Annotated in this window: 14 protein-coding genes; 8 read left to right on the forward strand and 6 right to left on the reverse strand. The window is 63.0% G+C overall.

The genetic code is table 11. The features are described 5' to 3' along the window. Nucleotides 1-16 precede the first annotated feature (16 nt). The 8 genes from BLJAPNOD_RS24890 to BLJAPNOD_RS24925 all read left to right on the forward strand — a co-directional run bounded on the left by BLJAPNOD_RS24890 (nt 17) and on the right by BLJAPNOD_RS24925 (nt 10,640). Nucleotides 17-2,509 (forward strand): TonB-dependent receptor, encoded by a 2,493-nt coding sequence (locus BLJAPNOD_RS24890; RefSeq protein ID WP_244611075.1) that lies wholly within the window; start codon nt 17-19, stop codon nt 2,507-2,509. A 313-nt stretch (nt 2,510-2,822) separates the two neighbouring features. Beyond that, nucleotides 2,823-3,959 (forward strand): transporter substrate-binding protein, encoded by a 1,137-nt coding sequence (locus BLJAPNOD_RS24895; protein ID WP_115421902.1) that lies wholly within the window; start codon nt 2,823-2,825, stop codon nt 3,957-3,959. Beyond that, nucleotides 3,956-4,537, forward strand: coding sequence for an ANTAR domain-containing protein (locus BLJAPNOD_RS24900; RefSeq protein WP_077501624.1), 582 nt, complete (start codon nt 3,956-3,958; stop codon nt 4,535-4,537). Before BLJAPNOD_RS24895 ends, BLJAPNOD_RS24900 begins: the two co-directional genes overlap by 4 nt. Beyond that, the gene (locus BLJAPNOD_RS24905; RefSeq protein ID WP_077501623.1) at nt 4,537-5,385 is read left to right on the forward strand and encodes an ABC transporter permease; all 849 of its coding nucleotides are present in this window, start codon (nt 4,537-4,539) and stop codon (nt 5,383-5,385) included. The genes BLJAPNOD_RS24900 and BLJAPNOD_RS24905 overlap by 1 nt, the downstream gene beginning before the upstream one ends. Before the next feature lies 1 nt (nt 5,386). Continuing rightward, entirely contained in the window at nt 5,387-6,307 is a 921-nt protein-coding gene (locus tag BLJAPNOD_RS24910; RefSeq protein WP_077501622.1) for an ABC transporter permease, read from the forward strand. 30 nt (nt 6,308-6,337) lie between these two features. Continuing rightward, nucleotides 6,338-7,957, forward strand: a complete 1,620-nt coding sequence (locus tag BLJAPNOD_RS24915) for an ABC transporter substrate-binding protein (protein WP_115421796.1) — start codon at nt 6,338-6,340, stop codon at nt 7,955-7,957. Between the two features lie 59 nt (nt 7,958-8,016). Beyond that, on the forward strand, nt 8,017-8,961 hold the full coding sequence (locus tag BLJAPNOD_RS24920) for an acetamidase/formamidase family protein (protein WP_115421797.1): 945 nt from the start codon (nt 8,017-8,019) through the stop codon (nt 8,959-8,961). Then, a complete protein-coding gene (locus tag BLJAPNOD_RS24925) occupies nt 8,958-10,640 on the forward strand; it encodes an ABC transporter ATP-binding protein (RefSeq protein ID WP_115421798.1) in 1,683 nt (560 codons plus the stop codon). The genes BLJAPNOD_RS24920 and BLJAPNOD_RS24925 overlap by 4 nt, the downstream gene beginning before the upstream one ends. A gap of 104 nt (nt 10,641-10,744) precedes the next feature. Here BLJAPNOD_RS24925 and BLJAPNOD_RS24930 read toward each other — a convergent pair whose 3' ends face one another. From BLJAPNOD_RS24930 to BLJAPNOD_RS24955, 6 genes are all read right to left on the reverse strand, one after another. Then, nucleotides 10,745-10,933, reverse strand: a complete 189-nt coding sequence (locus BLJAPNOD_RS24930; protein ID WP_077501618.1) for a hypothetical protein — start codon at nt 10,931-10,933, stop codon at nt 10,745-10,747. 84 nt (nt 10,934-11,017) lie between these two features. Beyond that, on the reverse strand, nt 11,018-11,218 hold the full coding sequence (locus BLJAPNOD_RS24935; protein ID WP_077501617.1) for a hypothetical protein: 201 nt from the start codon (nt 11,216-11,218) through the stop codon (nt 11,018-11,020). Between the two features lie 242 nt (nt 11,219-11,460). Then, nucleotides 11,461-11,958, reverse strand: coding sequence for a DUF1801 domain-containing protein (locus tag BLJAPNOD_RS24940; RefSeq protein ID WP_115421799.1), 498 nt, complete (start codon nt 11,956-11,958; stop codon nt 11,461-11,463). 11 nt (nt 11,959-11,969) lie between these two features. Continuing rightward, the gene (locus BLJAPNOD_RS24945) at nt 11,970-12,182 is read right to left on the reverse strand and encodes a hypothetical protein (protein WP_077501614.1); all 213 of its coding nucleotides are present in this window, start codon (nt 12,180-12,182) and stop codon (nt 11,970-11,972) included. 76 nt (nt 12,183-12,258) lie between these two features. Next, nucleotides 12,259-12,669, reverse strand: coding sequence for an SRPBCC domain-containing protein (locus tag BLJAPNOD_RS24950; protein ID WP_077501613.1), 411 nt, complete (start codon nt 12,667-12,669; stop codon nt 12,259-12,261). Next, the gene (locus BLJAPNOD_RS24955) at nt 12,666-12,989 is read right to left on the reverse strand and encodes a metalloregulator ArsR/SmtB family transcription factor (RefSeq protein WP_077501611.1); all 324 of its coding nucleotides are present in this window, start codon (nt 12,987-12,989) and stop codon (nt 12,666-12,668) included. Before BLJAPNOD_RS24955 ends, BLJAPNOD_RS24950 begins: the two co-directional genes overlap by 4 nt. Nucleotides 12,990-13,106: the final 117 nt, after the last annotated feature.

Genomic DNA, 13,106 nt, shown 5'->3' on the forward strand with positions numbered 1-13,106 from the left:
ATTGTCTGGGACCATCATGCCACACTCGAATGCGACCGGCGGACGCCGCCACTCCGGAATTTTCAACCTGCTGATGGCAGGCACTGTGGTTGCCTTTTCGGCCACTGGCGCGCTTGCCCAGAACGCGTCGGTGCATCATGTCGATGTGCCGGCCGGCAAGCTGACCGCTGCCGTCAACCGGCTGGCAAGCCAGCTCAAGCTGCAGGTCGTGTTCGACAGCTCGGTTGCATCAGGGGTTAGCACATCAGGTCTTTCCGGCGAGATGACGGCGGATGAGGCGCTCGCGCGGCTCTTGAGTGGAACAGGCGTCCGCTACCGTTTCGTCGGCGGGTCGACGGTAAAGCTCATGGGGGCCAGCGAAGCATCGGCCCCGGTTGACGCCGAGGGCACGAAGCTGGCGCCGATCGTCGTGCGCGGCGATGCCAATCGCGGCGACCGGGCACCGAACGTAGCAGTCCTCGATGCCGAAGACATCGAGAAGGCCCAGGCCTCGAGCCTGCCGGAGTTGCTGCAGAAGACGCCTGGGGTGTCGATGGGCGGCGGTGTGCGTATCGAAGGGCAGACGCTTGCCATCCGTGGCTTCGCCAGACAGTCGGATGTTCGGATCATCCTTGACGGCGCACCGAAGAATTTCGAGAAATACGACCAGGGCACGGTCTTCATCGAGCCCGAACTGCTCAAGCGCGTCGAAATCGAAAAAGGCGCGACCTCTGTGCGTTACGGCAACGGCGGCTTCGGCGGCACCGTGCTGATGGAAACCAAGGATGCGGCCGACATGTTGCGGCCGGGCGAAGAATGGGGCATCTGGGCCAAGTCCGGTTTCCAGAGCGCCAACAAGCAGTTCCTCGAAACCGGCGCGCTCTATGGAAAGTCGGATTTCGGCGGTCCGGTGACCTATGATGGTCTTCTGGCGGCGACATGGCGTAAGAGCGATGACATGCGCGTCGGCGGCGGCGAGATCTACAACTATTCCAACTCGAAGCTGACGACCTTGCTTGCCAATGTCGGCGCTGAGTATGACGGTCACGAGATCAGGGGCACAGTCGCCTACGGCCAGAACAACAACTGGGGGCCGGTCGCCGCCATCCGCGGCCAGTCGGCGCCGTCGGATTTCAACATCACCCGCTACGGCTACAAGGAAGCAATGCGCCGCCTTCTCACCTGGCGCGAGATCGAGGATTTCACCTCGACGCTCAACTACAGCTATGCCGGCGACAGCGACCTGGTGAACTACCGCATGATGGCGAGCTTCTCGCAGACCAGCCAGCACGCGACGCGGCCCGATATTCCCGGGCTCAACCCCAGCGCATCCGTCGGCGGCTACGAAAACGATGCCACCTACACCGACATCAAGTTCGAGGCGGAAAACACCTCCAACTTCACGCTCGGCGGCCTGTCGCACAGCCTGAACTACGGCGTCCAGTACCTCGATCACGACCGCGACATCTGGATGTACGACATCGCCAACCGCACCCAGGCGCAATACAACTATGGCTACTATGCCCCCTGGTTCATGCCGGAGGGCACGCAGAAGACCTTCGCCGCCTTCGTTCGCGACAGGATCGAACTGACCGACACTTTGACCGTGACGCCGGGCCTGCGCTACGACCACGTGCGCTCCAAGGGAGTGCCGAACGAGGCGCCGCGCTTCAACAATCCGCTGGCGGGACACGACTATTCGGCCGTTTCGCACCAGGGCGTGACACCGGCGGTCAGCCTGTCCTTTGAGGCAACACCCTCGGTTCGGTTCTTTGCCGACTGGGCCTACGCGATGCGCGTGCCCAACATCGATGAAATCTATTCCACGCAAAGCGTACAGACCAAGGCCTCCGGCACCAGCCGAGACCTGGACGTCGAGCGCAACAGCACCTTCAACATCGGCGTAGACATGAGCTTCAACGACGTGCTGACAACCGACGACATGCTGTCGACGCGCATTTCGGCCTACAACAACCACGTCTCCAACCCGGTGACGCGCCGTTTTGGCACCGTGAACCTCGCCGGCGTTTCGGGCAACGTGCCATTCTACTGGAACACGCCGTCCTACGACATCCGCGGCATCGAACTGCAATCGCACTATGAGACCGAGCGCATGTTCGCCGACCTCGGCGTCTCCTGGATGACCGGCGAGCGCACCGGCGCCGTCAACAATGTCTGGGGCCCCGACACCTACATCAACGATCTCGCGCCGCTGACCGTGATGGCCACCGCCGGGATCAAGGTGCCGGATCGGGATCTTGCCTTCGGCTGGACCGGGACCTTCGTCGACGACCAGAACCGCACGCCCTACAATCAGGGCGGACAGACCTATGCCCGCCCGCCGAGCGCCGGTTACGCCGTGCATGGCCTGTTTCTCGACTGGACGCCGACAACGGGCATCATGGAAGGCGGCGAGCTGCATCTGGCGGTCGACAACATCTTCGACAAATATTACGAGCCCTATCTCAGCGACGGTATTTCGGCGATGCCCGGCCGGAACTTCAAGATCGCGATTAGCCGGAAGTTCTGACATCTAAACTGCATTCGATCGGCCCGCGGCAGCGGGCCGGTTGCATGCTCCACGGCCGCACATCCTCAGGACGTTGGGTGAGGCCCTTGTTGCCGAGTTCAGTCCCCTCTGGTGTGTAAAGTTGCGCACCGAGCGCCGGCTTCTTGCCAATCCTTGCTTGACAGAGGTCTGCTGCCCGTATCTTAATCATGGCTTCAGATTGAGCAATTCAATCCATTTCACATGACCCTTATGGTCGACGGGCAGTTTCGCCCCATGATGCCCCATCTCCGATGGGATAGGCGTCATGGGGTTTTTGGTTTTTGGCAGGTTCATGCGTGACGCGGTGAAGATCGGTATCCTCTACTCGACAACCGGCCCCTACGGGACGATGGGCCGCGACTGCCGCGACGGCGCCGAGCTGGCGATCGATGAGATCCAGGCGCGCCATCCTGGGCGCCTCGAGCCCGTCTTTGTCGATCCCCATGCCAACATCGACCGGTATCTCGAAGGAGCCCGCTCGCTGCTGCGCGATGAGGGCTGCCGCCACATCGTCGGCACGATCACGTCGCTGGCGCGCAAGGAGGTCATCCCGCTCGTCGAAAAGCATGACGGCCTGCTCTGGTACATGTGCCCCTATGAGGGCTTCGAGGCCAACGACAACGTCATCTATACCGGCGGCTGTCCGAACCAGCATCTGCTGCCGCTGCTCGACTATCTCCTGCCGCGCTTTGGTCGTCGCCCCTATCTCGTTGGCGCCAACTATGTCTGGGGCTGGGAAATGAACCGGCTCGCCCGCGAACTGATCGAGGAGGCGGGCGGATCGGTGCTCGGCGAACGCTACCTGCCGCTCGAGGAAACCGCAGTCGAGCGCATTGTCGCCGAGATCGAGCAGCGACGGCCTAGCTTCATCCTCAACAATCTCGTCGGGCCGTCGAGCTATGCCTTGCATGCCGCGATCCGGGCGCTCGGCCAACGCGATCCTGCCTTTCGCCCGGAAAACTGCCCTGTCGTCAGCTGCGATCTGCAGGAATGCGAGCTGACCGATATCGGCCTCGGCGTCGCGACCGGACAGCTTTGTGCAGCGGCCTATTTCGACACGGTGGCCTCCGCCGAAAATGCCGCATTCAAGGCCGAGGTGAGCGCACGTTTCGGCTCGTCGCGCCGGATTTCCAGCGTCTTTGCCAGCGCCTATGCCGCCGTCAAGCTCTGCGCGGAGGCGATCATCGAAGCCGGAACCGACGATCCGGCGGCTGTGACCAGTCTGCTTTATGCAGCACCGCGCTCAACCGTTCTCGGCCCGCTCCGGATCGATACCGAAACCCGCCACGCGGCACTTCCCTTCCACCTCGGTCGCATCAACGACGAAGGTGGATTCGACATCATCGCCTCCGAGCCCGCCATCGTTGCCGACCCGTATCTTACGGGTCGACGCACGCGCAAGCCACCCCAGCTCCGGATCGTCTCATGAGGGAAACACCGAATTTCGCCGGCTGGCGCGCCACGATCCTCCATCGCGAGGATGCAACCACGGAGCGCCTCACCCGTCAGCTGAAACTCTTCGGCTTTCATGTCCATGTTCAATGGACACCACTTGCCGCCGATCAGCTGCCCGATCTCATTCTGGTCGATGCCGACCAGGGCTGGACCGGACTGTTGCCCTGGACCGACGAACGTGCGCCGCGCCCGCTCGTTGCGCTGCTCGGGTCGGAAGCCCCCGGTCGGGTGGCCTGGGCGATGGAGCAGGGCGCCTCGGCCATCATCGCCAAACCGGTGGCTTCGTCGGCCGTCTATCCCGCGCTGGTGATGGCGCTTGCCGTTCATCGCGAGCGCCAGGCCGTGATCGACAAGATCGCCCATTTGGAAGAACGGGTGCGCATGCGTCCGCTGGTCCATGCCGCGGTGCAAAAGATCAGCAATGCCCGCAAGCTCGACGAAGAAGAAGCCTATCGGATCCTGCGCAACTGCGCGATGCAACGGCGGCTGTCGATGGAACAGGTTGCGGCCTCAATTATCGGCGGCGCCGAACCGTTGCCGGAGGCAGGTTGATGCAGGCAGTCAAAGCCATGGTCCGCCAGCCGGCAGCCCTGTTCGGCCTGATCGTCGTTGTGCTTGTGGTGGTCCTCGCGATTGCCGCGCCGCTGATTGCGCCCTACAGCCCGGATGAGCAGATGTTCGACGGGCTGACGCTGGAGGGCGCGCCGCTGCCGCCAAGCGCGCAGTTCCTTCTGGGCACCGACACACTCGGGCGCGATCTGTTCTCGCGGCTTCTCTACGGCGCGCGCACTTCGCTCGTCATCGGCCTCGTCGCCAACGGCATCGCCGTGACGATCGGGCTGCTGATCGGCATCCTCTCCGGATATATGCGCGGCATCGTCGGCGGCGCTCTGATGCGCTTTACCGATCTGATGATGGCCTTTCCGGCGTTGCTCTTGGCCATCGTTCTCGCAGCATTGTTGCGCCCCAGTCTCTGGATCGTCGCCATGGTCATCGCGCTCGTCAACTGGGTCCAGGTGGCGCGCATCGTCTACACCGAAACGCGCGGGCTGGTGGAGCGCGACTTCATCCTGGCCGAACGCTCGCTCGGCGCCGGGCATGGCCGCATCCTGTTTCACCACATCCTGCCGCATCTGATCCCCACAGCGATCGTCTGGGGGACGCTCGGCATTGCCACAACAGTGCTGCTTGAAGCGACGCTCTCGTTCCTCGGTATCGGTGTGCAGCCGCCGACACCGTCCTGGGGCAACATCATCTTCGAAAGCCAGAGCTATTTTCAGGCGGCTCCCTGGCTGGTCTTCATTCCCGGTGCCGTCATCCTCTTGACCGCGCTTTCCTTCAATCTGGTCGGAGACGCGCTGCGCGACATCCTCGATCCGACGCAGCGGGGGAGGGGCTGAGATGGCTTTCCTGCTCCTTCGTCGTCTTGTGCAGACCGCCCTCATTCTTCTCGGCGTCGCCGCCATCACCTTCCTGCTGCTCTATGCGCTCCCGGCCGACCCGGCCCGCATGATCGCCGGCCGCAGCGCCACGGCGCAGACCGTCGCCAACATCCGTCGCGAACTCGGCCTCGACCAGCCCCTGCTCGTCCAGTTCTGGACCTACCTGCAGGGCCTGTTTCAGGGCGACCTCGGCCGGTCCTACGCGCAGAAGACCGATGTCGGTGCACTGATTGCCGCCCGATTGCCGGCAACGCTGATCCTGATGGCGGCAGGCATTGCCGTCGAGGTGGTGCTCGGCGTGTTTCTCGGCGTGCTCGCGGCGGTCCGTCGTGGCGGCTTCGTCGACCGTTTCGTCATGATGGCGTCCTTCGTCGGCGTCTCGGCGCCGCAGTTCGTGGCGGCGCTGTTGCTGCTCTATGTCTTCGCGGTCACGCTCGCCTGGTTCCCGATGAGCGGCTTCGGCACACCGGCGCATGTGGTGCTGCCGGCCCTGACCCTCGGCGTTCTCGGTGCCGGCTGGTATGCGCGCATGGTGCGCTCAGCGATGATCGACGTCCTCAACCAGGACTATGTCCGCACCGCCCGGGCAAAGGGCCTGTCGTCGGCCCGCATCATCTTTCGCCATGCGCTTCCCAATGCGCTGCTGCCGATCATCGCCATGATCGGCATCGATATCGGCCAGTTCATGAGCGGCGTCGTCGTGGTCGAGGCCGTCTACGGCTGGCCCGGCATCGGCCAGCTCGCCTGGCAGGCCATCCAGCAGGTCGACATTCCAATCATCATGGGGGTGACGCTCGTTTCGGCGCTCGCGATCGTGCTCGGCAATCTGCTTGCCGACATTCTCGCGCCGCTCGTCGATCCGCGCATCCGCGCCCGCTAAATCACACGGCAACCAAAAAGGGGAACAACAATGTTCAAACGCTGGCTTCGAAACTCAACCGTCGCAACGGCGCTGGTGCTTGCGCCGTTGCCTGCCTTCGCGCAGGACGCGCCAAAGCAGGGCGGTGACATCGTCATCACCTACAAGGACGACATCGCCACGCTCGATCCGGCCATCGGTTACGACTGGGTCAACTGGTCGATGATCAAGAGCCTGTTTTCGCGGCTGATGGATTATACGCCCGGCACCACCGAGCTTGTGCCGTCGCTTGCCGAAAGCTTCGAGGTCGCGCCCGATGGCCTGACCTACACGTTCAAGCTTCGCAAGGGCGCGAAATTCACCAACGGGCGCGAGATCGTCGCAGCCGATGTGAAATACTCGATCGAGCGCGCGGTCGATCCGAAGACACAAGGTCCCGGCGCCGGCTTCTTCGGCGCGATCAAGGGGTTTGACGACGTCACCGGCGGCAAGACGACGACGCTTGAAGGCATCGAGGCGCCGGATGCAGCCACAGTCGTGTTCCATCTGTCGCGCCCCGATGCGACGTTCCTGCATGTTCTCGCCGTCAACTTCGCCTCCGTCGTGCCGAAGGAAGCGGTCGAAGCCGCTGCCGGCGATTTCGGCAAGAAGCCGGTCGGTTCCGGCACGTTCATCCTCAAGGATTGGACCGTCGGTCAGAGCCTGACCTTCGAACGCAATCCGGATTATTTCATCAAGGACATGCCGCGCATCGACAAGTTCACCGTCGAAGTCGGCCAGGAACCGCTGGTCGCGTTGCTTCGGTTGCAGAAGGGCGAAGTCGATATTGCCGGCGACGGTATTCCGCCGGCAAAATTCCTCGAGATCAAGAACTCGCCCGAGGGCGCCGATATCATCGTCGACGGCCAGCAGTTGCACACCGGCTATGTGACGCTCAACACCAAAGTAAAGCCTTTCGATGATGTGAAGGTGCGTCAGGCCGTCAACATGGCGATCAACAAGGAGCGCATCACCCGCATCCTCAATGGCCGTGCAACGCCCGCCAACCAGCCGCTGCCGCCGCTGATGCCGGGCTACGACAAGGGTTTCACCGGCTACGCCTTCGACGTCGAGAAGGCGAAGGCGCTGCTCGCCGAAGCCGGGCATCCCGATGGTTTCGAGACGATCCTCTATTCCACCAACACCGATCCGCAGCCGCGCATCGCCCAGGCGATCCAGCAGGATCTGGCGGCCGTCGGCATCAAGGCCGAGGTTCGCGCGCTCGCTCAGGCAAACGTGATTGCCGCCGGCGGCACTGAAGGCGAAGCGCCGATGATCTGGTCGGGCGGCATGGCCTGGATCGCCGACTTCCCGGATCCGTCCAATTTCTACGGTCCGATCCTCGGTTGCTCGGGCGCGGTCCAGGGTGGCTGGAACTGGTCGTGGTATTGCAACGAAGACCTCGACGCCCGCGCCATTGCCGCCGATTCCATGTCGGATCCGGCCAAGGCCGGCGAGCGCCAGGCGGCTTGGGGCAAGATCTTCACCGACATCATGGCGGATGCCCCTTGGGTGCCGGTGACAAACGAACGTCGTGTCGTCGCCAAGTCGCCGCGCATGGGCGGTGCGGGCGAGATCTACGTCGATCCGACCCGCGTCATCAACTACGACGCGATCTACGTGAAGCAATAAGCCCTCGGGCTCTCCGGGCTATTCGTCCGGGGAGCTCCTTATTATCTGGGGAGAAGAAAATGTGCGTTGCCTGCACCCATACCATCCATCGCGCCAAGCACCATTTCGGCTGGAACCGCGATTTTGAACCGACATTGATCGCCAAGCCGGGCGAGACCATTCATTTCGAGTGCCTGGATTCCTCGGGCGGACAGCTGGGTGCGGGCTCGACGCTCGAGACGCTGTCAAAACTCGATTTCAACCGCATCAATCCGGTGACAGGTCCCGTCTATGTCGAAGGTGCGGCACCCGGCGACGCGCTGAAGGTCACGATCCGCCGCTTCGTCCCCTCGGGCGTCGGCTGGACTGCCAACATTCCGGGCTTCGGCCTGCTGGCCGACCAGTTTAGCGAGCCCGCACTGCACATGTGGTCCTATGACGCCAGCACGATGGCGCCGGCGCTCTATGGCCCCGGCGGACGCGTTCCGTTGAAGCCGTTCGCCGGCACGATCGGTGTCGCCCCTGCGGAACCTGGCCTTCATTCCGTCGTGCCGCCGCGCCGGGTCGGCGGCAATCTCGACATTCGCGACCTGACATCGGGCGTCACGCTCTATCTGCCTGTCGAGGTCGAGGGCGCGCTGTTTTCGATCGGCGACACGCACGCAGCCCAGGGCGACGGCGAAGTCTGTGGCACCGCCATCGAGAGCCAGATGGAGGTCGAGGCGACCATCGAACTCGTCAAGGATGCGCGCCTTGCGAGCCCACGCTTCACCACACCCGGGCCAGTGACCCGCCATCTTGATGCCGCCGGCTACGAGGTGACGACGGGCATCGGCCCGGATCTGATGACCGGCGCACGCGAAAGCCTGATGCGGATGATCGACCTGCTCGGTGCCGAACACGGATTGAGCCCGGTCGATGCCTATCTGCTCTGCTCGGTCTGCGGTGATCTCCGGATCAGCGAGATCGTCGACGCCCCGAACTGGGTTGTGTCCTTCTACTTCCCAAGGATCGTCTTTTCGTGACAGCATCCCAATCCGCTCCCCCGCCGGTTCTCAGTGTCGACAGACTGTGCGTCGATGCACGAACGCCCGAAGGCGCCAAGCGCGTGCTCGACGAGGTCAGCTTCGAGCTGAAGTTCGGCGAGACGCTGTGCATTGCCGGCGAGAGCGGATCGGGCAAATCCGTCACTTCGTTGGCGATCATGGGGTTGTTGCCGAAGGCCTCGCTGCGGATCGCCTCCGGCAGCATCCAGCTTGCAGGTCGTGAACTATCGCGCCTCAGCAATAGCGCCATGCGCAGTGTGCGCGGCAGCGATGTCGCCATGGTGTTTCAGGAGCCGATGACGTCGCTCAATCCCGTGATGTCGATCGGCGCGCAGCTAACCGAGGCGATCCGCGAGCACCAGGGCTCGGAAGGGGGGGCGGCCGAGGCAGTGGCACTGCGCATGCTCGATGCCGTGCACATCACAGAGCCGGCGCGGCGGTTGATGCAATATCCACATGAACTCTCCGGCGGCATGCGCCAGCGGGTGATGATCGCCATGGCGCTTTCCTGCCGGCCGAAGGTGTTGATCGCCGACGAACCGACGACGGCACTTGATGTTACGGTGCAGGCGCAGATCCTGAAGCTGATGAAGGAACTGAAGCAGGAATTCGGCGCCTCGATCATCCTGATCACCCACGACATGGGCGTGGTCGCGCAGATGGCCGACCGCGTCGTCATCATGCAGCAGGGAAGGGTTGTCGAGCAGGGCGGGGTGCTGCCGATCTTTGAGGCACCAAAAGCGCCTTACACCCGCGAGCTTCTGGCGGCGGTGCCGAGATTGGGCGCTCATACCGGCACCGACGCCCCGCCGCGCGTGGGGTCTGAGCCGCTGGCCGGGAGCCCGGAGACGGCAAGCCCCGTGCTGGCGGTGCGCGGGCTTGAAGTCCACTACGGCAAGAAAGCGGGTTGGTTCTCGAAGGGGAAGGAAAGCCGGCCGGCGGTCAGCGATGTCTCCTTCGAAATCCTGCCCGGCCAGACCCTGGGGCTCGTCGGCGAAAGTGGGTCGGGCAAGTCGACCACCGGCAAGGCGGTACTCGGGCTGGTGCCGTTCAGCGGCGAAGTTCTCGTCGACGGGTGCGATATCGGCCCGCTCAGCCAGCGCCAGATGCGGCCGGTGCGGCGCTCGGCGCAGATGATCTTTCAGGATCCCTATGCCTCGCTCGACCCGCGCATGGCAGTGGGGGCTGCGATCGCCGAGCCGCTGATCATCCACGGTATCGGCAACAGAAGCGAGCAGGAAGATCGGGTTGCCGACCTTCTGCGGCGCGTCGGGCTCGGTCCGGATGCAGCCAGCCGTTATCCGCACGAGTTTTCCGGCGGCCAGCGCCAGCGCATCTGCATCGCACGGGCACTCGCCGTCAATCCGAAGCTGATCGTTGCCGACGAAAGCGTTGCTGCACTCGACGTCTCGGTGCGAGCACGCGTGCTGGACCTGATGTTGGAACTTCAGGAGACGATGGGCCTTGCCTATCTCTTCGTCTCCCACGATATGGCCGTGATCGAACGCATGTCGCACCACGTTGCAGTGATGCGCGGTGGCCGTATCGTCGAGATGGGCACACGCCGCGCCGTGTTCGAAGACCCCAAGGAGCCCTACACAAGAGCACTGATGGCGGCGGTCCCTATTCCCGATCCTGCATTGCGGGCGGTTGCTTAGCCCGGACACCTCGGGCGATTCTGCGGCGCGCGAACGCCTGCCCGCGACAGAGTTCGACGCTTGGTTGCTCCAGTCGTGATCGACAACGCCCCAAATGCGTCCAGCTAGGATTGCTGGACGCAGAAGATTCCGAAGTTGAGAGCCAGCAGTGCGAGAAGCGTTGCCAGGAAACTTCCCAGGGCGGCGAGGGTCCTCTCGCCGATGGGTTTTCCACGATGCTTGCGAGAGAAAATGCTGGCGATCGCAACGCCCAGGGAGATGCCGGCAACAGCCGGCATGGACATCAGTTGCATCGTAGATCCTGTTTGACGGTACGGAACCTATCGGCCGTGCTTGCGACGCAAGCGACGACCATTCAGCCTGCAGAATTCATGAGGTCACTGGCCGATGGCTCGGCCGCGGAGCCGCAGCGCGCCTTCGAGCGCATCCTTGACCTGCAGCGCGCGGCGCAGTCCCGGGGTCTGTGTCTCACCCGCGGCCTCGATGGCGTTTTGCGCATGGGAGATGGCGATACTGATTTCGGCATCGCTGACCGATCGATCGAGCGCCAGCGCCTGCGCGGCGGCCTCATTTTCCATTGACATCATGTCACTCCATCAAATCGCCCAGCATCGGGCAAATCACCCAGCATCGGGTGAGGAGCGTGTACTTAGGTGAAGCCCGACTCGTTCCCAAGCCTGTCGGACGGCTGCATTCTCGCTATGCTTAATGGAGCGTTAACGCTGCAGAGCTTGGCCTGAGCGTGCAGGAGCGCGCGGCGGGATTGCCACCCGACCGGCGCTCCCGGGTATTGGCATCCGGTTGCGCCACCCGCCGATTGTCACATGCGTTCGCCCGGCAATTGGCTGGCTTGCTTTACCCAATCGGCGAATTGTTCTTCATCGAGATCGTCATCCTCGCGAATGTCGAGATAGCGCACGTCCTGCTGCTTCGATTGGCCGGGCGGGACCGGATCGAGAGACGCGCCGCGGAAGAACGCCACCTTGATGTACTTGGTGAAGACATGGACACCGAGGAACCAACCCTCGCCTTCAAGACCATAGAGCGGAGAGTTCCATTTCACAGCCTTGTAGACATCGGGTACCGCGCGTTCGATGAGTGCGTCGAGGCGCCGTCCGACATCGCTCTTCCAGCCCGGCATCGCCGCGATATAGGCCTGGACGGGGGCATCGCCATAGCCCTTGGCAATCTGCGGGTTGCCGCCGGACAGCAGTGGGACTTCGCCTAACGCGGCCGGAGCCGCACCGCCAGCTTTGGCTTTCTTGGCCGTCGGCTTCTTCGATGTCTTTGTCGGCTTTCTGGTCGTCTTGCCGGCCATGCCGCCTGCTCCTAACCGGCCGTATGCCGTCGGCCGAGATAGGGCAGCACGAACATGTAAAGGCCGGTGGCCAGCAGGATCGCGAGCGGAAACAGCGGCAGGAAATAGACCCATTCGGCTGGTTGCCTGCCCATTCCCTGGGTGATGAAGATGGCGGCGACAACCACCGCGAAAGCAAGTGACGTCCAGCGGTGAACCTGTCGCATCCAATTGGTCCAGTTCATTGGCACCTCCTCAAAAAGCCGGCCGGAACGGATCGGATGATCCGCCCGGCGCAAACACACGATTTCGGTCTGATCGTCAGTCCAGCCGCTCCAAGACCTGCTCGAGAGCTGAAACGAACCTTGGCCATCCGGCCTGTGCACCTTGATAGTAGGGCTGCTGATCCGGCCGGAAACCGGATTGCTCCATCCGCAGGTGGGTGCCGGCGCCCGTCGGCGTAAGCGTCCAGGTGACGACACTCTTCAGGTCCTTGGTGTCCCAGGTGTAGGACAGCGACTTGTTGGCCTCGACCGTCTGCACCTGGCAGTCGACGGAGCCCCAGTCGGCCGTGAGATTGAAGCGGTGCCCCTTGTCCGGGCGAAAGTTGTTCTTCATCAGCCATTCCTCGATCAGGTGCGGCTGGGTGAGTGCGCGCCAGATTTTTTCCGCTGGATAGGGCACCTCCCGTTCAACGACGACGGTGCGTGTTTCGGTTGCGGTTTCGTTCATTGATCCATCCTTTTGAGCAGGTCTTCAAGGTCGTCAAAACGGTTCTGCCAGAACCCGGTCATCGCTTTTGCCCAGCCGACTAGCGGGTCAAGCGCACCGAGCTCAGCGCTGTAATGGGTCAGCCGGCCTTCGTGCCGATCCTTGACCAAGCCGGCACGCTTCAGCACGCCCAGATGTTTGGAAACCGCCGGTTGCGAAATCCCAGCATGTGCCGTCAAGGCTCCGACCGTCTGGTCGCCTTCGCGGCATAGCCGTTCGAAGATCGCCCGCCGCGTCGGGTCGGCAAGTGTCTTGAACAGGATTTCGTGTGGTAGCGGCATGGTAATTCAATAACTCTCTGGCTATGGGTTCAATCCATAACCAGCGAGCTATGATTAAGTCAAGCCCGATTTACGGGAAAACGGCGGCCCGAAATCGGACGCTTCACCGCTCGGCCC

Origin of the sequence: Ensifer sp. M14, assembly GCF_003355565.1 — a bacterium.
In the GTDB taxonomy this organism is placed as follows: Bacteria; Pseudomonadota; Alphaproteobacteria; order Rhizobiales; family Rhizobiaceae; genus Ensifer.

What these genes read in the sequence shown, in the direction of transcription:
- BLJAPNOD_RS24890 (WP_244611075.1), top strand. Translation starts at nt 17, where the DNA reads ATGCCACACTCGAATGCGACCGGCGGACGCCGCCACTCCGGAATTTTC.
- BLJAPNOD_RS24895 (WP_115421902.1), top strand. Translation starts at nt 2,823, where the DNA reads ATGCGTGACGCGGTGAAGATCGGTATCCTCTACTCGACAACCGGCCCC.
- BLJAPNOD_RS24900 (WP_077501624.1), top strand. Translation starts at nt 3,956, where the DNA reads ATGAGGGAAACACCGAATTTCGCCGGCTGGCGCGCCACGATCCTCCAT.
- BLJAPNOD_RS24905 (WP_077501623.1), top strand. Translation starts at nt 4,537, where the DNA reads ATGCAGGCAGTCAAAGCCATGGTCCGCCAGCCGGCAGCCCTGTTCGGC.
- BLJAPNOD_RS24910 (WP_077501622.1), top strand. Translation starts at nt 5,387, where the DNA reads ATGGCTTTCCTGCTCCTTCGTCGTCTTGTGCAGACCGCCCTCATTCTT.
- BLJAPNOD_RS24915 (WP_115421796.1), top strand. Translation starts at nt 6,338, where the DNA reads ATGTTCAAACGCTGGCTTCGAAACTCAACCGTCGCAACGGCGCTGGTG.
- BLJAPNOD_RS24920 (WP_115421797.1), top strand. Translation starts at nt 8,017, where the DNA reads ATGTGCGTTGCCTGCACCCATACCATCCATCGCGCCAAGCACCATTTC.
- BLJAPNOD_RS24930 (WP_077501618.1), bottom strand. Translation starts at nt 10,933, where the DNA reads ATGCAACTGATGTCCATGCCGGCTGTTGCCGGCATCTCCCTGGGCGTT.
- BLJAPNOD_RS24935 (WP_077501617.1), bottom strand. Translation starts at nt 11,218, where the DNA reads ATGGAAAATGAGGCCGCCGCGCAGGCGCTGGCGCTCGATCGATCGGTC.
- BLJAPNOD_RS24940 (WP_115421799.1), bottom strand. Translation starts at nt 11,958, where the DNA reads ATGGCCGGCAAGACGACCAGAAAGCCGACAAAGACATCGAAGAAGCCG.
- BLJAPNOD_RS24945 (WP_077501614.1), bottom strand. Translation starts at nt 12,182, where the DNA reads ATGAACTGGACCAATTGGATGCGACAGGTTCACCGCTGGACGTCACTT.
- BLJAPNOD_RS24950 (WP_077501613.1), bottom strand. Translation starts at nt 12,669, where the DNA reads ATGAACGAAACCGCAACCGAAACACGCACCGTCGTCGTTGAACGGGAG.
- BLJAPNOD_RS24955 (WP_077501611.1), bottom strand. Translation starts at nt 12,989, where the DNA reads ATGCCGCTACCACACGAAATCCTGTTCAAGACACTTGCCGACCCGACG.